This is a genomic window from Achromobacter sp. SD115 (genome assembly GCF_017355315.1).
Taxonomy (GTDB): Bacteria; Pseudomonadota; Gammaproteobacteria; order Burkholderiales; family Burkholderiaceae_B; genus Achromobacter; species Achromobacter xylosoxidans_B.
The window spans coordinates 1-17,441 of the sequence record NZ_JADIJM010000025.1 but is presented as its reverse complement, the minus strand read 5'-3'; the positions used below and the strand labels follow the sequence as shown (position 1 = coordinate 17,441).

21 protein-coding genes are annotated in these 17,441 nt (G+C 61.1%); 14 read left to right on the top strand and 7 right to left on the bottom strand.

The window, feature by feature from the left end; translation table 11 throughout:
- Positions 1 to 145 precede the first annotated feature (145 nt).
- The 14 genes from IPU70_RS27050 (at position 146) to IPU70_RS26985 (ending at position 8,964) form a co-directional block, all read left to right on the top strand.
- Positions 146 to 556, top strand: a complete 411-nt coding sequence (locus IPU70_RS27050) for an antirestriction protein (protein WP_207472359.1) — start codon at positions 146 to 148, stop codon at positions 554 to 556.
- 308 nt (positions 557 to 864) lie between these two features.
- Entirely contained in the window at positions 865 to 1,764 is a 900-nt protein-coding gene (locus IPU70_RS27045) for an N-6 DNA methylase (protein WP_207472358.1), read from the top strand.
- Between the two features lie 299 nt (positions 1,765 to 2,063).
- Entirely contained in the window at positions 2,064 to 2,711 is a 648-nt protein-coding gene (locus IPU70_RS27040; RefSeq protein ID WP_207472345.1) for a DNA methyltransferase, read from the top strand.
- Positions 2,708 to 2,962 (top strand): hypothetical protein, encoded by a 255-nt coding sequence (locus IPU70_RS27035; protein WP_207472343.1) that lies wholly within the window; start codon positions 2,708 to 2,710, stop codon positions 2,960 to 2,962. Before IPU70_RS27040 ends, IPU70_RS27035 begins: the two co-directional genes overlap by 4 nt.
- Before the next feature lie 3 nt (positions 2,963 to 2,965).
- Positions 2,966 to 3,160 (top strand): hypothetical protein, encoded by a 195-nt coding sequence (locus tag IPU70_RS27030; RefSeq protein ID WP_207472341.1) that lies wholly within the window; start codon positions 2,966 to 2,968, stop codon positions 3,158 to 3,160.
- A gap of 466 nt (positions 3,161 to 3,626) precedes the next feature.
- Positions 3,627 to 3,962, top strand: a complete 336-nt coding sequence (locus IPU70_RS27025) for a ClpX C4-type zinc finger protein (RefSeq protein WP_207472339.1) — start codon at positions 3,627 to 3,629, stop codon at positions 3,960 to 3,962.
- A gap of 487 nt (positions 3,963 to 4,449) precedes the next feature.
- On the top strand, positions 4,450 to 4,881 hold the full coding sequence (locus IPU70_RS27020) for a hypothetical protein (RefSeq protein WP_207472337.1): 432 nt from the start codon (positions 4,450 to 4,452) through the stop codon (positions 4,879 to 4,881).
- A gap of 13 nt (positions 4,882 to 4,894) precedes the next feature.
- The gene (locus IPU70_RS27015) at positions 4,895 to 5,125 is read left to right on the top strand and encodes a hypothetical protein (RefSeq protein WP_120156641.1); all 231 of its coding nucleotides are present in this window, start codon (positions 4,895 to 4,897) and stop codon (positions 5,123 to 5,125) included.
- A 19-nt stretch (positions 5,126 to 5,144) separates the two neighbouring features.
- Positions 5,145 to 5,567 (top strand): hypothetical protein, encoded by a 423-nt coding sequence (locus IPU70_RS27010; RefSeq protein ID WP_207472334.1) that lies wholly within the window; start codon positions 5,145 to 5,147, stop codon positions 5,565 to 5,567.
- 69 nt (positions 5,568 to 5,636) lie between these two features.
- The gene (locus IPU70_RS27005) at positions 5,637 to 5,786 is read left to right on the top strand and encodes a hypothetical protein (RefSeq protein ID WP_199196850.1); all 150 of its coding nucleotides are present in this window, start codon (positions 5,637 to 5,639) and stop codon (positions 5,784 to 5,786) included.
- Between the two features lie 26 nt (positions 5,787 to 5,812).
- Entirely contained in the window at positions 5,813 to 7,798 is a 1,986-nt protein-coding gene (locus IPU70_RS27000) for a ParB/RepB/Spo0J family partition protein (RefSeq protein ID WP_207472332.1), read from the top strand.
- A gap of 164 nt (positions 7,799 to 7,962) precedes the next feature.
- A complete protein-coding gene (locus IPU70_RS26995; RefSeq protein ID WP_175157153.1) occupies positions 7,963 to 8,328 on the top strand; it encodes a type II toxin-antitoxin system RelE/ParE family toxin in 366 nt (121 codons plus the stop codon).
- The gene (locus IPU70_RS26990) at positions 8,321 to 8,671 is read left to right on the top strand and encodes an XRE family transcriptional regulator (protein WP_006217529.1); all 351 of its coding nucleotides are present in this window, start codon (positions 8,321 to 8,323) and stop codon (positions 8,669 to 8,671) included. The genes IPU70_RS26995 and IPU70_RS26990 overlap by 8 nt, the downstream gene beginning before the upstream one ends.
- The gene (locus IPU70_RS26985; protein ID WP_207472330.1) at positions 8,668 to 8,964 is read left to right on the top strand and encodes a HigA family addiction module antitoxin; all 297 of its coding nucleotides are present in this window, start codon (positions 8,668 to 8,670) and stop codon (positions 8,962 to 8,964) included. The genes IPU70_RS26990 and IPU70_RS26985 overlap by 4 nt, the downstream gene beginning before the upstream one ends.
- A gap of 536 nt (positions 8,965 to 9,500) precedes the next feature.
- On the opposite strand, the gene IPU70_RS26980 is transcribed toward IPU70_RS26985, so the two are convergent.
- The 7 genes from IPU70_RS26980 to IPU70_RS26950 form a co-directional block, all read right to left on the bottom strand.
- Positions 9,501 to 10,067, bottom strand: a complete 567-nt coding sequence (locus tag IPU70_RS26980) for a hypothetical protein (RefSeq protein WP_207472324.1) — start codon at positions 10,065 to 10,067, stop codon at positions 9,501 to 9,503.
- A gap of 8 nt (positions 10,068 to 10,075) precedes the next feature.
- On the bottom strand, positions 10,076 to 12,949 hold the full coding sequence (mobF, locus tag IPU70_RS26975) for a MobF family relaxase (RefSeq protein ID WP_207472322.1): 2,874 nt from the start codon (positions 12,947 to 12,949) through the stop codon (positions 10,076 to 10,078).
- Between the two features lie 55 nt (positions 12,950 to 13,004).
- Positions 13,005 to 14,633, bottom strand: a complete 1,629-nt coding sequence (locus tag IPU70_RS26970) for a type IV secretion system DNA-binding domain-containing protein (RefSeq protein ID WP_207472314.1) — start codon at positions 14,631 to 14,633, stop codon at positions 13,005 to 13,007.
- A 66-nt stretch (positions 14,634 to 14,699) separates the two neighbouring features.
- A complete protein-coding gene (locus IPU70_RS26965) occupies positions 14,700 to 15,104 on the bottom strand; it encodes a hypothetical protein (protein ID WP_207472310.1) in 405 nt (134 codons plus the stop codon).
- Positions 15,105 to 15,113: 9 nt separating this feature from the next.
- Positions 15,114 to 15,821, bottom strand: coding sequence for a StbB family protein (stbB, locus tag IPU70_RS26960; protein WP_207472303.1), 708 nt, complete (start codon positions 15,819 to 15,821; stop codon positions 15,114 to 15,116).
- Between the two features lie 9 nt (positions 15,822 to 15,830).
- The gene (locus IPU70_RS26955) at positions 15,831 to 16,253 is read right to left on the bottom strand and encodes a hypothetical protein (protein ID WP_175171953.1); all 423 of its coding nucleotides are present in this window, start codon (positions 16,251 to 16,253) and stop codon (positions 15,831 to 15,833) included.
- 37 nt (positions 16,254 to 16,290) lie between these two features.
- Positions 16,291 to 17,169 (bottom strand): hypothetical protein, encoded by an 879-nt coding sequence (locus tag IPU70_RS26950; RefSeq protein ID WP_207472301.1) that lies wholly within the window; start codon positions 17,167 to 17,169, stop codon positions 16,291 to 16,293.
- Positions 17,170 to 17,441 lie beyond the last annotated feature (272 nt).

The following is a 17,441-nucleotide window of genomic DNA, read 5'->3' as shown; positions in this document are numbered from 1 at the left end:
GACCAGGAAGTCCCTGTAGCGGCATATAGCCGCTCGCTACGCGCGCTTTATATTCCACGTCCCCTTGCCCCCGGCGCTTGTTCCGCAGGGCGCCAGTGCTCCCGTCCTGCCACCCCGGCTGGGGCCCTCTTCCAAGGAGCACTACATGATGCACGCCACCCGCGCTGAAGCCCGCCTGGTCCCCGATCACGATCGTCTGGCCTTCTTGCCCAAACACTTCGGCAGCCGCCTGATGCTGCGCGGAGAAATCTCCGTCTACAACTGGCTGGATCGTCTGTCGCAGGAGTACAGCGGCGGCTTCTGGCACTACTACGAAATCCCGAACGGCTTCTACATGGCGCCGGCCGACTACGAGACGCTTCACATCGTATGGCCCATGAACTGGTGCGACCGGACCATGTCGGCGGACGCCGCCGGCATCGTGGCAACGCTGTACGCCCTGTGCGAACTGTGCAGCCAGTACCGCAGCGACGACCTGGCCGAGAAGTACCACGCCCTGCGCGACTTCGCCGGCGAACACGCCGAGGCAAATGCCATCTTCGCGGCGATCGATTGACGCCATTCCGGCCCGCTTCGGCGGGCCTTTCTTCTTCTGAGCACCATCAGGCCATCGTGGCTCAGCCCCTGCTAAGTGACGCTGCAGGGGAACGGCTGCGCTTTGAAGTTGGACCGTTGAAGGCCATACGGGGTGGCGAGTCTGCATTCCCGGTCAGGGTGCCACGTCGTTCTCGCGTTCAAGTGCGGCGCGGCACCGGCTGCGCCGGCGCCACTTGCGGCCGTTGGCCGTCTTCGACACTTGAGCGCTGCGCTGCGCCGTGACTCTCAAGTTCCGGGCATTCCCGCCCTGGCAACCGGAGAGACCACATGGCCAAAACCTCAAATGCACAACAACGCCGTTTCCTGAACGGCGCCGACGCCCATCAGAAGGAAATCGTCAGCCTCATTCGGCAGGTCGCGCGTACACGCGGCATCGACCGCGTGTGGAGCGATTGGGTAGAGATCTGCGCGATCGCATTGGCCCATGCCGATCTCGCGCAGCGCGACGCACGCGAGCAGCGCTACCTGCAGGTGATCGCTCAGTACGAGCGAGCTAAACTCGACCAGCTCGTCCAAGCGTTCTCGCACCTGGTCATGGCCTACGAGGTCCGGGTTCAGGCAGCAGACTTTGGCGACGTGCTGGGGAGCACGTTCATGATGCTGGACATGGGCAACGCCGGCACCGGCCAGTTCTTTACGCCCTATGAGGTGTCGCGCCTGATGGGCAACATGATGATGGGCAATGGCCAGGATCTGGTCGACAAGACGAGCGCGCAGGAGTTCGTCCGCGTACTGGAGCCGGCGTGCGGCGCCGGCGGCATGTTGATCGCGGCGGCGCACGCGATGCACGATGCGCAGCTGAACTATCAGCAGTGCATGCACGCGACTGCAATCGACATCGATCAGCGGTGCGTGCATATGACATTCATTCAGCTGGCGCTCTTGCACGTGCCGGCCGTGGTGATTCATGGCAACGGCCTCACGGGCGAGTGCCGGGAGCAGTGGATTACGCCCGCACATATCCTGGGCGGCTGGGGCGCGCGGCTTCGCCATCGCGAAGCGGAAGAGGGCGCTCGAGCGCTCCTGCAGGCGCCGGCGGCCGCAGACCAGGGCCAAGTCGACGAGACCATCGCCGGGGATATTTCATCTGAGGTTGAGCAGCCGCTGCAGGCCATTCCGAAAGCCATTCGCCAAGCAGCCGCCGGTGGCCAGATGTCGCTCTTCTAGCAAGGTGCGATGGCCCCTTCCGGGGCCTGGCGCGCTAGCCACGCGCCAACTGCGGACCATGTAGAGCCACAAGCACTGCACGGAGCATACAGTCGCATCCCACTCCCGCACGGACGCTAGGGCCGCTGCGCGCGGCTTTGTGGCCGCGGCCCCATCTTCAAGGGCTTTCGCGGCATAAACCGCTCTCTGCGTTCGCTATTTATTCCACGTCCCTTGACCGCGCTTTCGTGGGCTGCGCCCGCCTGCCCCGTGCAGTGCAATGCAGATCGGCTGACATTGCTGCACGCAAGGAGCCAACCATGAGTCGTGTTGTCCTGGGCGATTGCCTGTCCGTTCTTCCCACCTTGCCGGATCGCTGTGTTGACCTGGTGTTGACCGATCCGCCGTACCTCGTCAATTACGTGGACCGATCCGGCCGGAGTATTGCCAACGACCGCACCGATGAATGGATGACGCCGGCGTTTTCGCAGATGTTCCGCGTGCTTCGCGATGATGCGTTCTGCATTTCGTTCTATGGCTGGAACCGCGTAGATCGGTTCTTCGCGGCCTGGCGCGCGGCGGGCTTTCGTGTGGTCGGTCACATCGTGTTCGCCAAGCAATACCAGTCGAATGCGCGATTCTTGGCGTATCAGCACGAGTCCGCCTACTTGCTGGCCAAGGGCCAGCCGGCGCTGCCGGCGACACCATTGCCCGATGTGCTGCCCTGGAAGTACACGGGGAACCGCCACCATCCGACCCAGAAGCCGGTCGAATGCCTGACGCCACTGATCGAAACCTTTAGCCGCCCGCGCGACATTGTTCTAGACCCGTTCGCCGGCTCCGGTTCCACGTGCGTGGCCGCCCGCCAAACCGGACGGCGCTTCTACGGGATCGAAATGGACCCGAAGTATCACGAGGCCGCAGTGCAGCGCCTTGCGCTGGCCAACCAGGAAAAGATCGCAGCATGAGCCGGGCAGCTAGCGAAATGCAGAGTGGGCTTATCGCATACCTGCAAGGGTACGGCCGCAACAACCGGGCCGGTTTATCCGCGATCGCCGCATACGGTGCCTGGCCGGTGCTGGCAGCTCAGGAAATTGAACAACGCATGGCGCGATTCCTCGAATCCTTGCCGCTGGACGAGGTGCAAGCCATCGCCCAGTCGAAAATCAACCTGAACGAGCTGGCCAGCCAAGTGCTGATCGAACTGGATAGGGAGTAACGGATGGCAATGCTGCAACTATCCGAGGCCGCGGAACTGGCCATCGAAAACATCGCCCTGGAAATTTTGGACATTGAATGTCTGGAACTTCAGAGGATCCGCTTGAAGGACTATCGCGAAATACCGGTGTGGGATCTTTGGAGGGCATTGCAGGCGGCGTACTTGGCCGGCATGGTAGACCATCACCGAAACGGCTGAACGGCATAGCCAGGCCTGGCGGCCTGGCTATCTCGAAACGGCGACCGAATGGCGGGAAAAGGCCGGCGCGTCCCGCCTCCCTTCACCGCCCCTGGTTCGTCCTTTTAGACCAGTCAGCGGAGACGTGATTCTGTATCGCACGGCGGGCCGAGGCGTCGTCAGCAAACACCGTTTGAAGTCCACCGACGCACTCCCACTGTCCGTTGTCGGCGTACTTCACCTCCGCTATCACCCCTTTTCCATTCGGCGTTTGAATCGTCCTGTAGGCTGCACGGACACCGTTGATAATCATGGTTCCATCCACCGTGACTCTCCCTGTTCAAAGAACTACCGGAGGCATTAGCCAAAAATGCCGTTACGAAATTGGGATACAACTAGGAAAAACACCCATCCGGGCTGTTGGGCCTTGTGCTAGATTTCGCACGTACTCTGACCTAGCGACGCGTTGACGCGGACCCTGCGCCCCATGGACGAAAACAATAAAAAGAGCCCTCGGCGAAAAAAGCAGCCGACCGTGCTGCATTGCGCATTTTGCGATAAGTCTCAGGACGAAGTCCACAAGCTGATCGCCCGAGAAAATCCTCCCGGCAAGAAGGCGCTCACGATCTGCGACGAGTGCGTCGAGATGTGCACCGAGATCATCAACGACCAAGGTTTGGTCGAAGCTGAAAACAGCCCCAAAGCGCTGTACAAGTACATCGTTCGGCAAAATCAAATCATCGACGACGCACGAGATAGGGCAAATAAGGCCCTGGATTTGCTGAATGTCTCGATGCCGCCCGGGTCCCAATCCCAGCACTGATTTTTTGATCACGACTCCCCATTGGGCGTGCCCCTGCGGCTGCGCCTACGGGTCGGGCCATCGCGCTTCGCGTTGAGCCTGGCCAACCCCGCCAGTCTCACCCCCTTGCGGGGCTTCAGTCCTACCCTCCCTACGGTCGGCTCACGCCTTCGCGCCTGCCGGCGCTGCGCGCTGCCGCTTGCCGGCCGCGTTGCGGCCAGCTTGACCCGCGCTGCGCGCGGGTAGGGGCGCTCGGCGCGCGCCTGGCTTTGGTGTCGCCGCCCTGTCTCTCGCAATGCATCCATTCCCGCGAGCCCCGTCCTAAAACGCCGACCGTACCACTGCGTTTCTCCCTCCAAGGGTCCGGTGCTCACCCGTTCGGTGCTCGCCTTCGGCTGCGCTCCGCATGCGGCCTCTGCTCCGGCCCTTTCCAGTCGTCACTACGTGGCCACGGACGGCACGGACAGGCCTCACAGGAACGGATGCGAATAACGCGGAGGGAAAGACCATGAACAACCAAATCCAACAAACCTACGCTCGGACGACTTCTTCAGGATCGGTCAGCGCTCCAAAAACGCTCTTGAATGTAAAGGAAATAGCCATGGCAAACACTGTTCAGACAATCGCAATGCCGAAGCCCGCAGTGGTGTTCCTTCGCGGCCTGGACGCCCGCGTTGCTCACACCAAAGCAGCAGGGATGTTCAATGAAGACAGCCGTTTCATGGACCTTGGTTACGCGCAAATGCTGGCTCACGTTCAAGGCCGCAAAGACTTCACCCGTGGCCGTGACGCCGACGACGTACCGCCGTTGCTGGCCGATGTTGCCGAACTGGCAAGCGCATGGGTGGACGGCTGGGACGCAGCAGAAGAGTCCGTAGTGATGGCAGCGTGTTCGGGTTGCAACGATGGTTCTGGCAATCCTTGCCCGCATCACGGCTGAGAGGGGAACCCAGATGCTTATCAAGTACGTAACGGACCAGATGGAAGGCGAGCCGGACATTCTGACCGCACTGCGCCACCAGCCTTTGCTCCTGCGCGGCCTGGATGGGTCGACCCTGCACGTCCAACAGGCACCGGCACACGGCTGGACACATGAGGGGCTTTGCGCTGTGCAACCTGAATCGGCCGTGATCGGCTGCGATGCGTTCCTGGGAACGTCCTGGATCGGTTCAACCGAAGTCTAGTCAAACAAGGAAATCCGCCATGTCTTGCGACGTCGTTCTGTACACCCACCTGGCTTGCGTCCAGTGCGAGCTTTCCAAGGATGATCTTGCCGCGCGCGGCATCGACTTCACCGAACGCAGCGCTGCCGACTTCGCTCAAGCGCTCTCGGCAAAAGGCTATGACACCGCGCCGGTCTTGGCCGTCGCCATCGAAAACGAGTTGGTCGCCTGGACAGGCCACCGGCCCGACATGATCGAACTGCTGGCCGACCTGTTGGACACCGGCCCGGTCGCTGCGGACGGCCTGCGCGAAAAGGACGCGGCAGAGGATGCCGTGTTGACCCGGTTCCAGGTGATGCAGGAGATCCGTGATCACCAAGTGAGCGCCGAAGACTTTTTCACCGACAACGGGAACCACCCACTATATCGCGGGCGCGACCTGCTGAACTGGCTTGGCTACTAAGTAAAAGGCCCCAGTCGGCTGCAACCGACAAGGGCCATCACCCGCAACCCTCGGACTAGGAGAATCGTGATGAACCACGACTTTATCAGATTGGCGAACGACATGCGCCGCGCTCACTTGCTGGGCCTGGGCTTTCGCATTCCCGCGATGACCATGCGCCAGCTTGCTGCCCTCATCGCGGCGCTTGACGCGCCCGAAATCCCCGCGCAACTGCACTGATCTCGATATCGACCCGGAGCATTTTGATGAAAATCGATTCCAACGAACTCGCCGCCATCCACGCCGCCGCCACGCGCATGGATATCCCGCATTCGCAACTGCGCCTCAGCGAAGCGTACCAAGCACGAAGTGCGCAGGACCGCAAACAGGACACCGAGATTCTGGAGCTGAAAGCCACCATCCAGGCGATGGGCGGACTCCTGCAAAACCTCGTTGTGGTCGCGGCGCCGGACGGCTCCTATGAAGTGTGCGCGGGCGGACGGCGGTGGACAGCCCTTGGCCTGCTGATCGAAGGCGGCGTTTTCCCAACCGACTACCCGGTCCCTTGCCTCGTCATTCCGAGCGAGTACGCCTACCACGCCAGCCTAGTCGAAAACTTCGGGCGCAAGGCGATGCACCCGGCAGACGTGTATGCAGGCTATGCGCGTCTGCGCGCCGAAAACTGGACGGTTGCGGCCATCGCCGCCGCGCATGGCGCTTCAGAATCGGCCGTCAAGAAGCTGCTGGCGCTGGGCGGCGTTTCGCCCACGCTCATGCAGTTGTTCCGCGACGGCAAAATCAAGATGGACGAAATGCAGGCGCTGGCTTCCGTGTCCGACCACACCCGCCAGGAGGCGGCATGGAAGGCGTCGGCGGGCCAATACTGGAACCGCGATGACCACATCCGCCAGTTGCTGGCCGAAACTGAAATGCGCGGCGACTCGCCCGTGGCGCGGTACGTGACCGTCGCCGCGTATGAGAAGGCGGGCGGGGAAGTTCGCCGCGACCTATTCGAGAACGACGCCTATCTGGCCGACCCGGAGAAGGTGCGCAGCATGGCCGATGCCAAGATGCAGCGGTCCAAGCTGTTCAAGGCGGTGCAGGCAGAGGGCTGGTTGTGGGTGGAATGCCGTGTTTCTTTCGAGTACGCCGACAAAAAGCCCTTTGGCGAGATTCATCGCGTCAACCAGGAGCCGACCAAGGCCCAGGCCAAGCAGATCGACGGACTGCAAAAGAAGATCGAAGCGGCGCGGACAAAGCTTGCTGAATTGCAAGAGTCCGAAGGCCATGGCGCGGCCGACCTGGACAAAGTTCGCGGCGTGATTCGCGGCTATGAAGGGCAGATTCGTGAAATCCGGGCCGAGCTTTACGACTACCCGGCCGACCTGAAAGCCCTGTGCGGCGCGATTGTGCACCTGGACTATCAAGGCGACTTGACCGTCACTCGGGGCCTGATCCGTCAGGACGAGCGCGACGCCGTGGCACAAGCCACGCGAAGCAACGACGCAGATGGCCAGAAAACGGCGGGCGTAGACTTGCCCCCCGTTATGACGCGGCCCGTGCATTCAGAGGCGCTGACCAACCGGCTCCAGGCACAGCGCGTCATTGCGCTCCAAGCCGAAATCATGATGCGCCCGACGCTCGCCCTCTGCCTGCTTATCGAACAAATGCTGGGGGATTTCGACAGAAGCCGCCGCAGCAGCGCCGGAAATACCTTCGATTTTTCGTTGCGGACAGCGCACGACGAGCTGGCGAAGGCGGACGAAGGCATCAAGGACAGTTCGGCATGGGCAGCGGTGCATGCGCAGATCGAAGCCGTCATGATGCACGTTCCGGAGGACCCCGCAGCCGTACTGCCCTGGCTGCTGGATCAGTCGCAGACTGACCTCATCGACTTGCTCGCCGTACTCACAAGCGTTTCCATTTACCGCCGCCAAAGCCATTCCTATGGTGAAGAACCTCGGCACCTTGACCGCTTAGGCACAGTGATCGGCTTGGACATGAGCAAGTGGTGGAAGCCAACCGCGCAAACCTACCTCGCCCACGTGTCAAAGGAGCGGATCGCGGCAGTGGTCACGGAGGCGGTCGATGCGGAGCAGGCGAGCCCGCTGCTGGCCATGAAGAAGGCCCAGGCCGCCGCCACCGCCGAGCAATTGCTGGAAGGCAAAGGCTGGGTACCTGAAATCATGCGCACTCAACCCCTTCAAGTCGCAATGGCCGTGGAACGCCCGATGGGAGAAATGGAGGAATAAGGAGCATGTGGGCCGGGGACGCTGGGCGGTCCCTGGCTGAGGACGCGAGTCGACGGACATTGCGGTCCGTCGGTCGCCTACGACAAGAGAAACTTCCGAAATATTCCCTTGATGGAATATTCCACGAGGGTTATAATTCTTCAAACAGCTAAGGCGGGGAACCGATGGTTTGGGAAGTTGAGTTCACGGATGAGTTCGAAGACTGGTGGAACAGCTTGTCCGTCAGCGAACAGGAATCAGTGGCCGCCACGGTCGGCCTGCTGGAGGAACGGGGCACGTCGTTGGGCTTTCCGCATTCGAGTGGAATTAACGGCTCCAAGCACGAACACATGCGTGAGCTTAGAACTCAGGCGGGCGGGCATCCGTTGCGTACCCTGTACGCATTTGACCCCCGGAGGACCGCCATCTTGCTGATAGGCGGCGACAAAACGGGGAATGACCGCTGGTATGAAGAGTTTGTGCCGCGAGCGGACAAGCTTTACGACGATCATTTGGAACAATTGCGAAAGGAAGGGCAGATCAATGGCTAAGAAATTTGCAGCGCTCCGGGCGGCCATGTCGCCGGAATCTCAGCTTCGCGCCAAGGCCGCTACGGAAGAGATGCTTCTGGACATGCCTCTACAGGAATTGCGTCAGGCGCGTGGGCTATCCCAAAAGGTCCTGGCCGAGATACTGCACGTACAGCAGCCGTCCATTGCCAAGATGGAGAAGCGCACGGACATGTACATTTCGACGCTGCGCAGCCACATCGAGGCGATGGGTGGACAGCTTGATGTGGTCGCCCGGTTCCCGGACGGATCGGTGCGGATCAGCAACTTTTCGGACCTGTCGGGCAAGATTGGCGGGGCAGAGCTAGTGGAAGCCAGACCATGACTATGCACCGCCCACCGCACCCCGGGGAAATTCTCCGGGAGGATGTAATTGCCCCCTTGGGGCTGTCTGTGACCGGGGCTGCTGACCGGCTGGCCATGTCGCGGGTGGCACTTTCCCGGGTACTCAAGGGCAAGGCTGGTGTCCGCCCCGATCTGGCTGTCCGGCTGGAGCTTGCTGGGGTCAGTACCGCCCAGGCTTGGGTGGCAATGCAGGCCAACTATGATTTGTGGCAGGCTCTACAGCGTGAGCCACCGCCTGTTCGGCCCTTGGCCTCAACGGCAGCAGCGCACTGACCTAAACCATCCGCCAAAGCAAAAGGCCGCCCTCGGGCGGCCTTTTGCTTTGGTCGTGGCGGCGGTTTCGATGCGGGGCGGCCATACCCACCGGCTGCGCCGGCGGGGCCGTCCTGCGGACTTCGTGAACGTCCCCCGGACGTTCACAGGTGCCCTTAAGGCCCCCACCGCCAGGGCGGCGGCGGGTCCCTTAAAGCCACCACACAGGACGCACCCTCCGGGTGGGGTCATCTCTTTGATTTTTTTGGGTTTTCCTTGCGGCGGGCTGTTTTCTTTTGTCTGACAACGAAAAGCGCCTCAAAACATAAACCCGCGCAAACGCAGGCTGGCGCTTGCATCCTCACTGTATACAAACGTCTGATTTTGCGGACTCTCGCGCTGCAACTGCCCGCCTTGTGACGCCTTGTCTACACGTTGTGACGCCGTGTCTACACGTTGTGACGGCTTGTCTACACGTTGTGACGCCACGTCTACACGTTGTCTACGCAACGTGACAGCTTGTCGACAAGCATATGAGCTGCACTCGTACTTGGACGCTAGTCGCACCAGGACACGTGACATTTCGGGCAGCCGGTCATGCCGGTGGCGTCTGTAACGTCCAGGGTGACGTCCTGCTCGCAGCGATAGCAGTAGCCTTCCGGCGGTAGAAAGGTGAGGCCTTTGGCTTGCCGGAGCAGTGTTTGCGCTCGCTCGGCAGTGCGCGCCCGCGCCGCTTCGTCTGGCTTGGATACCTCGAACAAGTGCATGACCTGGTCCCGCAATTGCAGAAGTGCTTGCAGCTGGATCTGCTCTTGCTCAGGTTCACCCAGAGCCAAGGATCCGCCAGACGGATGCCGTTCTAGCTCGACCTGCAGGCGACCGTAGTCCGCGTGGGTAAAGTCATCGACGCGCAGCAGCACCGCTCCGCATTCCACCGGGTACGGATCCTCCGCCCAGTTCGCGTAGGAGGACTCGCGGGCGTGCCGCAGTTGATCGAAGGTATCTATGGCGTCCCTCTCCACCAAACGGATCAAGCCCTGGGCGCCAGCCAGCCCGGTACTTTTGATATGGACGAAGCTGCCCTCGACGGTAAGGGTGAAGAACGGTGTTTGAGTAGATTGCATTGTTTATCCTATTTGGAGTGGTGTTCCATGGCTGCAGGCGCCTTGTGCGGACGCCATGGACGCGTAGATTCCAGGCCGATGTCCAGCGCCGCCGTCTTCTCCTCCAGCCGGTCCACGGCACCGGACAGCTTTGCGGCATTCTCGGTATAGATTTCCGTGTGAAAGCGTGCCCGGGAAATCGCCACGTAGTAGACGTCGCGCTGCGTGGTGCGGCTAAAACTCTCTGAGTTGATCAGCGCGCGGTCGCATGTCAGTCCCTGCGCACTGTGGCTCGTGGACGCATAGGCCCGATCCAGATGCAGCGGCGCTGTTGCCGCGTTCATCGTGATTCGTCGGCCGTTGCCGCCGATGGTGACCGTTGTGGGCGTGACCGCGAGCACTTCAAACCGATCACCGTTGGCCAAATCTAGAGCCGCGTTGTGCCTCGTCGCCCGAACCCAATCGCCGGCGGATAATTCTGCCTTGACCGGTTCGTAGACTGATAGCTTGGCGGCGCGGGCAGGATTGAAGGTGGTCCGGACCTTGCTTTCCATATGCTCAACGACCAGGTCATTGGGCTTTCCGGCAAGCGCCCCAATAACGCGGTACATCTCGCCCTGGCGCAAATTCCCGGTTTTGTAGTCCCGCTCCGGCTGCACAATATCCCCAGCGACGAAGTACTTGGCCACTCGCCGTTCTGCCTGCGTAGTGTCACGTCGGGTGAGCATCTTGAATTCAAAGCCGCGCCCGCCGAGGCCAAGTGCTTGGTGGGTGGCCTCGTTTAAGGCATTCCGCGAATCGTTCGTCCCGGTCACGATAAGCGTCTCCCGCCGCTCATCGTCGTTCAGCGTTGCGTATCGCGTCGCTATCGCGTCATATCGTTCGCCGTCGTCCTTGATGGTGTGCACGGCTTTCAGCTTCTGATCTAACACGCCAAGGGAGGCCGACGCCTGACCCTTTGCAGCTAGTTCCACCGCAGCCTTCAACTCAGGCGATTTCTGCCGAATGATGTCGCCCATTAGGGCCGTGGCCATGCCAGCGACCTGCAACTGGTGAAACGGGCGGCCAGCCTCGATGGCCTTGGTTTGGCCCGTGTCGCCCAGCATGACGATGCGTGCGTCGTCAGCCTCCGCCATTTTCATCAGGCGTTCCATGAGGCGGGCAGGGACCACGCCCGCCTCATCGATGACCAGGACGGTTTTCGGGTCGAGCTTGAAGCGGTCTTTCTGACGTGCCTCCAGAACAGACGCCACGGTCCTGGATTCCATTCCGAGTTCCCGCAAGGCCTCGATCTGCTTGCCGTAGGACGCCACGGCCTGGACCTTGAAGCCAGCTGCTTCAGCGGCCTCCTTGACCTGGGCCAGCATGTGCGACTTGCCGGTCCCCGCGAGGCCTTGGACGCCGATGAACCGGTGTGGCGTACTGAGGATCAGATTGGCGGCCGCCAGCTGGCCTGGCTTCAGCGAGCGGCCAGCCATAGCGCCTTTGGCTGCTTGAGTATCCAAGATTGGTGCGACCTGGTCACGCCCCTCGCGCTCGATCTGGAGGATTCGCTTTTCGCGCTCCCGTGCCACCTGTGTGGTGTACCTTGCACCGGTCGGAACAAGCTCGCCGCGAGCAATCGAAATGCGGATTTTTTCTTCCGCATGTTTTTTGCTCATGCCTCCGACGACGAGGGCGGCGACCAAGTCTGACCGTGATTCGCCGGCGCCGTCTGTGTCCTTCGCGTGCCGGTACTGAATCGTCCCAAGGATCAGATGGCCTTTATCAAGTGAGCGCTTGACGGCCGATTTGAGATCGCCCAGCTTTATCCCCATGCCATGCGAACGGTGCAGCGCGGTCTTGAGCATCTCTTTTCCGTCCATTACGGATTCGCGTTCGGTGTGGTGTTTGATCGCCCACCGGAGACACTCGTTGGCAATCAGAGCAGCCGCCTCCGGCGTCAATTCCTGACGGGGTGGCTTGCCGCTCTCCAATTCGGCATCTTTTTCCAGCGGTTGCTTTGCTCCATTGAAATCAATGCCGAGTTCAGTCGCCTGTCGTTCCCAGTCACGCTGAAGCTCTTCGCGAGAAATTTCGGGAGCCTTGTCCAGGCGAGTTTTGAGGGCGATAGTTTGCTTGAGTGCTCTGCTCGCAGATTCGCGAGTTTCACCCAACGCCGCCAGTTCGGCATTGATGTCCTGCGAACGCTTGGAGAACCCTTCGATGTGGTCCCGAGAGATGTGCGCGAGTTCGAAGCTTTTGCCCTCGTAGCGAATTTGATGGCCGGACTTCTCCAGGCTGCTGGCCAGCTCGGCGTGATACACCGATTCCACCATGGACTTCAATCGATAAATTTCATCGTTCGATATGGCGACCCAGCGCCCATCGGCCCGTTGGGTGAGGTTCATCAACAGCGCGTGGGTGTGCAGCTGGGGATCCGAATAGGCACCGTCGGTGGGCCGGGCCGTCTCGTGCCGAAACTTCGCGATAGCCGCGTTGCCCGTCCGCTCCGTAGTGGTTATTCCGTGCTCCGACTGGCGCGCGCGCAGTAGCTCTTGTTCCAGAAATTCCAGCGCCTTGCTCACCGCGTAGTCGTGCGCCTCGATGACTGACGGATCCTTGCCAGCCAGCGCCTGGATGCTGATGCTCTTGGGCGGTGAAAACGTCATGTCCAGTGCCGCACGCGCCTCAGCATCCATCCTGACCGAGCGCGATAGTTTGACGTCAGGGCCGAAGTCACCGCGCAGCGCGCGCAGAAATTCCTCCTGCTGAATGGCGCCGGTCAATCCGAGCGCGTCAGCCGCCTTGCCTTGCCACTGGGCGGCGGTCCCGTCGCGGCTGTAGTAATCGTCCTTCTGGTCGGCGTAGTAATGCGAGGCCTTTGTGGCAGCGCTCCGATGGATCGATTTCAAAGAGATCATTAGATTTCCAGTACGCGCAGACCGCCATGCAAGGTGACGGTCCGGCGTGAAATGGTTATGCGGCCATGGTCGGATCTTCGGGCAGATCCACCGCGGTCCAAGGTTGGGGACCGTCGGTGGGAGCATTGGCCATGCTCCGCGCACCGGCTCGCTTCGCTTCCACGAAAGGTGCGTTGCGAATGGCGAAATTCCTCGGCTTAAGGAGGAATTTCGCGATTGGCCGATCGCCGGCGAATGCGACCCAACCAGTGAGATCAGGCAATGTTTGAACCTGAGCGGCCGTCACTACACGTTCGATCTTTCGCTCCATGCGCTCGGTCGTGTTGGCCGTCTTTCCGGGGTTTCGGCTGTCGGAGTAGTCGGGCCGCAATACCTCGTGCTCGCCCAGTGACTTGGACATAATCTCGGCCGTTTCAAAGTCGGTCTTTGATCCGCCGAGCACCACCAGCGAGCGAAAGCTAGCCCGCAATGTCTGCGACATCTTCTCTCCAAAAATATCGTCCATCTGCGATACGGACTGCAGGCCGGCCAGTGCGCGCCCGCCATTCTTGCGACCCTTGGTAAGGAAGTCCTCGAGGCTGGCCATCTTTTCCATCGAGCCCAACTCATCGATTACGAGCCACCAGCGTCTAGCCTGGTCTTCCGGCAACGAGAGCAGCGCCGAGCAGAAGACGTCAACGAAGGCGGAGATGAGGGGCTTCATCGCCTCCTTCATGTCCTCGCGCCAAGTGATGTAAAGGCTGCCGTGGCCGTCTTCCATCCAGTCGCGGATGCTGAACTGGCCAGCGGGCATGGTGACGTGTTCTGCCAAGTATTTGGAAAGGACAAAGCGGGCACTGGTCAGGGCTTTGCTGGCCTCGGAGGAGCCGGCAAATAGCGATTCAGCCAGCGTGCCAGACAGAAAGGTGCGCAGGTCCTTGTCCGAGGCGATAGTGGTCCATCGGAAAAGTTCGTCGATTGAAGGCGTTCCCAGCTCGTTGAGCTTGCGGGCAGTCTCTCGCAAAAGAAGACGAGCGTAGCCGTTCCACTCTTCAGCGTTAGCGTCCTTGCCAAGCGGGACAATTGACAGCGCCAACCGCTTCCAGTCGTAATCAGCGCGGACTTCGTTGAAGAACGACCACCCCTCGGTACGCTGGTCGTATGGGTTGAGCAGCACATCGCTTTCACGGCCGAACTTGCCGTAGAGGTCGCCGTTTGGATCGACTACGACCATGCGATCGCTCCGGCGGAGGGCTGAATAGACGAGGTTTCGTAGGAGGACAGACTTGCCGCTGCCTGTCGCGCCGTTCAGAAGGATGTGGAGGTTCTCAATGCTAGTCGGCATCGGGACGCCGGCCACATCGATCTGCTGCCTGTCTCGCTCTGTGCAAACCTTCTGGAGCTTTCTAATCGGCACCGCCTCGGTGCCGCGTATGTGCTTCTTGTACCCCGCGCCGTCAAAGCCTTCTTTGGTCGAGTATTTTTTGAGCGTGAGCGAGAGTGCCAGGGCCAGAACGAAGCCGATGCTCGGCGCCGCGATCAGAGCGGGGTAGTCCGGCGTCGATATGACCCAATGCGACAGGACTAGCCAGGTAACGTGCGAGAGCGGAATGCCTGACATGATCTTGGCCGTGAGAAGCCAGGCAGAAAGGGGCAGGAATAAGAGGACGAATTTGATGATTCGCCGGCGTATGTCGGGTGCCATGAAAGTCCTTTTGGAAGATGATTAAGGCGCCCCGGGGCGCCTTGGAGATTGGGCCTGCGAGGGCTACTAGCGAAGAGCGAGGGCCACTAACGCGCCGCCGATCCCGCTTCCGACGAGCGCGCATACGCCGCAAAGCACGCCAGCTCGCCACGCGGCCGCGGGCAATGCTCGAGTTGCAACGCGCGTTGCGATACGGGCGTCTGTGGCCGATTTTCCGAGCGTCCGGCTTGCTTCTAGCAGAGCACGCGCCGCGTTGCCGCTCGCGTGCGCAGCCGCGTCCAAGCCAGCTTGACGCACCATGGCCGGAACCGCCTGCATCGTTTCCGCGATTTCTTGTTGCCGGACGGTCAGCTGCTCGATCAGAACGACGAGCTGCGCGCTTTCCTGCAACATGTCGCGGTACAGAAGCTCCATTCTGCTGCGGGGAATGACGGAGGAAGTGGCCGGGCTTTCGGGCGGAATCGCGGTCATAGTGCCTCCCTACATGAAGAGGGCGCCGAATGCCCTGTCCAGCTGCATGTCGACGGGCCTCGCCAGTGATTGCAGGGCGTGCATGTCGCTGAGATGGCTGACGAGCTTCTGGTCGTTTCGATCAGCTTCGCGCAGCTCCTGACGGTAGTTGCGCGGATCGGCAAGGATCTCCCTGATCGTGGTGCGCTTGTTGGCCAGCAGATCGAATACCTCGTTCTCAAAGATCACTGCTTCCGGATTCGCCCGAAAGTCGCCGGACTGGTGCGCGTATCCGAAAATGGCGGCAAACTCCTCACGGACGTCGGAGTCGACGCGATTGAAGAGCACCCGCACGCGTTCGGCCGGTACGCCCATCTCGGAGAGAGCCTGGATCGTCTTGATCGTCTCGCGTTGCGCTTTGCCCGAGGCGACCACGGGCAGGACGTAGTAGTCGATCTCGAGATGCGCCTGGTCATACTTCACCAACTCGGCCAGAAAGTCCTCGATGTTGGAGGCGCCGACGTCGACGATGGCAGCTTCTGCCATAAGCAGCTTGCGAAAGAGACGGCCGAACTGCCCGCCACGCATTTGTTCGACATCCAGGCCGAGATCGGCCGCGCTTTCGTTGGTCGACTCAACTGCGATAATCTCGGCGTCCGGAATACGGGGTGCCAGCAGGTGGCTCGTCGTGACGGTTTTGCCGACGGAGCCGGAATAATTGACGGTTGCGATTTTCATGGGTGATGCCTATTTTCTTCGGCCGATTTCGGCCAGTTCGTTGAGGTCAATGGGATCTGAAGCATTGCGAAGTCGAACCAGGTCGGCTTTGCTTTGAATGCTGCTGGTTGGCGTTTGAGGTGACGCAGCGACCGGAACTTCTGGAACAGCAGACGCGCTGCCGACCGTCGCAACCCTGGATGGTTGTGACGGCTGTTGTTGGCGCCGGCGCCAACGGTGCAGCGCCTGCCGTAGCGACGCGGGCTTCAACGTGACTCCGGCGCGGCTAAGTACTTCGAGGATCCCGGAATGGGAAACGCCTTGCCGCCTCAAATCGTCGATGAGAGGGAGAAGCGTCCGAAGTCGCGCTTGCGAATCAGCAACGCGAAGGTCGTTTAGCTGCTGAACTGTGGTGGGCTGAACGCCGTCCTGTGACGAGTGTTTCTTTTCCATAGTGAGTTGCTTCACCGTCTGATTTCGGCATACTTCTCTACCGCTCGAGGGCGGCTGAAGTTTTCTCCGCGCCGGCCTTTTCCAAAGCGGTCGTTGCCATCGCCAGGGTGTCGACCTGGCGCACCAGGCCGACCTTTCCGCACGGGTAGCTGATCTCCACTTCCTTGCCCACGTATTGCTGGGGGTCGGAAATGGCCAGCGTGCCGATCCTGTGTTCAATTGCGATCTCATCACCAACAATCTGACACGCGATATCGCCATGGATCGAGACGATCTGTCCGCGATAGGTCGCGCCAATCTCTGCGGGCTGTACGGGAAGCGAGCCGTCCCAAAGGTCATCTGCAACGTCGAGCTTCAGATCTGCGGCCGCGCCGTAATCTCTCAGGAGTTGGGCGGCTCGGTCGGCGGACATGACGGAATAGGACCACCCCTCGGCGTCGCGAGCATCTTCGACCACGTACTGCTTGACGAGCGCCTCGCCCAACTGGTCGATCGCTAGCACGGTGATGCTGGACCGATAGGCTGGGTCTTGTGGCGCCGGGTTCCAGAATTCTGCGCGGGCTTGCACAGGCACGGTGGCCTCCAGCGCCGTGTGCGTTTCGAGATGCGGATAGTCGTAGAAGCGTTCCGTGTCGATGTCGCGGACGGATCTTCCGTCCCAGCGCTCGATTCCCTCCGCCGCGCCGCGTTCCAGTTCGTCTCGATGCGGATCGGCCGACAGGTCGCGGAGCTCGGCGGCCGCCCCGAGCGAGGGGGCATGTACGAATCGCTCCCCGGTGCTGATAATCGAGATTTCAACCGGCTTGCGTTCACTGTCGGCGGAGAGAGCTCGAGGGCCGTTTGAAACGGGCGCGTGATCGTGCCGGCCAGGGCGAAATAGCGCCAGGACTTTGGTTTTCCAGTCGGAGATTTTCATGAGATTTCCTCGGGTGTGTGATGGTGCGAAACGGTCCAGGCCGCGCACTGTCGTGGGGTTAAGTTGACGCTGGCGGTGTCGTCCCTCCTGCTGGAGAACCGTGGGGTTGAAGGAGGGGGAGCCGCGCCCGTGAGCGGGCGCGGGGGAACCGTTGCGGTTCCCCGGGGGGTCGGAAGCGCGGACGCCGCCAGGCGGCCGGCCAGGGGGGCAGCAGCCCCCGCGCTTTTGGGGCCTGCCGATCCCCACCCGGCGAATTCGCCGGGAAGGGGACG

Coding starts and splice junctions, on each gene's coding strand:
- IPU70_RS27050 (WP_207472359.1), top strand. CDS start 146: ATGATGCACGCCACCCGCGCTGAAGCCCGCCTGGTCCCCGATCACGAT.
- IPU70_RS27045 (WP_207472358.1), top strand. CDS start 865: ATGGCCAAAACCTCAAATGCACAACAACGCCGTTTCCTGAACGGCGCC.
- IPU70_RS27040 (WP_207472345.1), top strand. CDS start 2,064: ATGAGTCGTGTTGTCCTGGGCGATTGCCTGTCCGTTCTTCCCACCTTG.
- IPU70_RS27035 (WP_207472343.1), top strand. CDS start 2,708: ATGAGCCGGGCAGCTAGCGAAATGCAGAGTGGGCTTATCGCATACCTG.
- IPU70_RS27030 (WP_207472341.1), top strand. CDS start 2,966: ATGGCAATGCTGCAACTATCCGAGGCCGCGGAACTGGCCATCGAAAAC.
- IPU70_RS27025 (WP_207472339.1), top strand. CDS start 3,627: ATGGACGAAAACAATAAAAAGAGCCCTCGGCGAAAAAAGCAGCCGACC.
- IPU70_RS27020 (WP_207472337.1), top strand. CDS start 4,450: ATGAACAACCAAATCCAACAAACCTACGCTCGGACGACTTCTTCAGGA.
- IPU70_RS27015 (WP_120156641.1), top strand. CDS start 4,895: ATGCTTATCAAGTACGTAACGGACCAGATGGAAGGCGAGCCGGACATT.
- IPU70_RS27010 (WP_207472334.1), top strand. CDS start 5,145: ATGTCTTGCGACGTCGTTCTGTACACCCACCTGGCTTGCGTCCAGTGC.
- IPU70_RS27005 (WP_199196850.1), top strand. CDS start 5,637: ATGAACCACGACTTTATCAGATTGGCGAACGACATGCGCCGCGCTCAC.
- IPU70_RS27000 (WP_207472332.1), top strand. CDS start 5,813: ATGAAAATCGATTCCAACGAACTCGCCGCCATCCACGCCGCCGCCACG.
- IPU70_RS26995 (WP_175157153.1), top strand. CDS start 7,963: ATGGTTTGGGAAGTTGAGTTCACGGATGAGTTCGAAGACTGGTGGAAC.
- IPU70_RS26990 (WP_006217529.1), top strand. CDS start 8,321: ATGGCTAAGAAATTTGCAGCGCTCCGGGCGGCCATGTCGCCGGAATCT.
- IPU70_RS26985 (WP_207472330.1), top strand. CDS start 8,668: ATGACTATGCACCGCCCACCGCACCCCGGGGAAATTCTCCGGGAGGAT.
- IPU70_RS26980 (WP_207472324.1), bottom strand. CDS start 10,067: ATGCAATCTACTCAAACACCGTTCTTCACCCTTACCGTCGAGGGCAGC.
- mobF (WP_207472322.1), bottom strand. CDS start 12,949: ATGATCTCTTTGAAATCGATCCATCGGAGCGCTGCCACAAAGGCCTCG.
- IPU70_RS26970 (WP_207472314.1), bottom strand. CDS start 14,633: ATGGCACCCGACATACGCCGGCGAATCATCAAATTCGTCCTCTTATTC.
- IPU70_RS26965 (WP_207472310.1), bottom strand. CDS start 15,104: ATGACCGCGATTCCGCCCGAAAGCCCGGCCACTTCCTCCGTCATTCCC.
- stbB (WP_207472303.1), bottom strand. CDS start 15,821: ATGAAAATCGCAACCGTCAATTATTCCGGCTCCGTCGGCAAAACCGTC.
- IPU70_RS26955 (WP_175171953.1), bottom strand. CDS start 16,253: ATGGAAAAGAAACACTCGTCACAGGACGGCGTTCAGCCCACCACAGTT.
- IPU70_RS26950 (WP_207472301.1), bottom strand. CDS start 17,169: ATGAAAATCTCCGACTGGAAAACCAAAGTCCTGGCGCTATTTCGCCCT.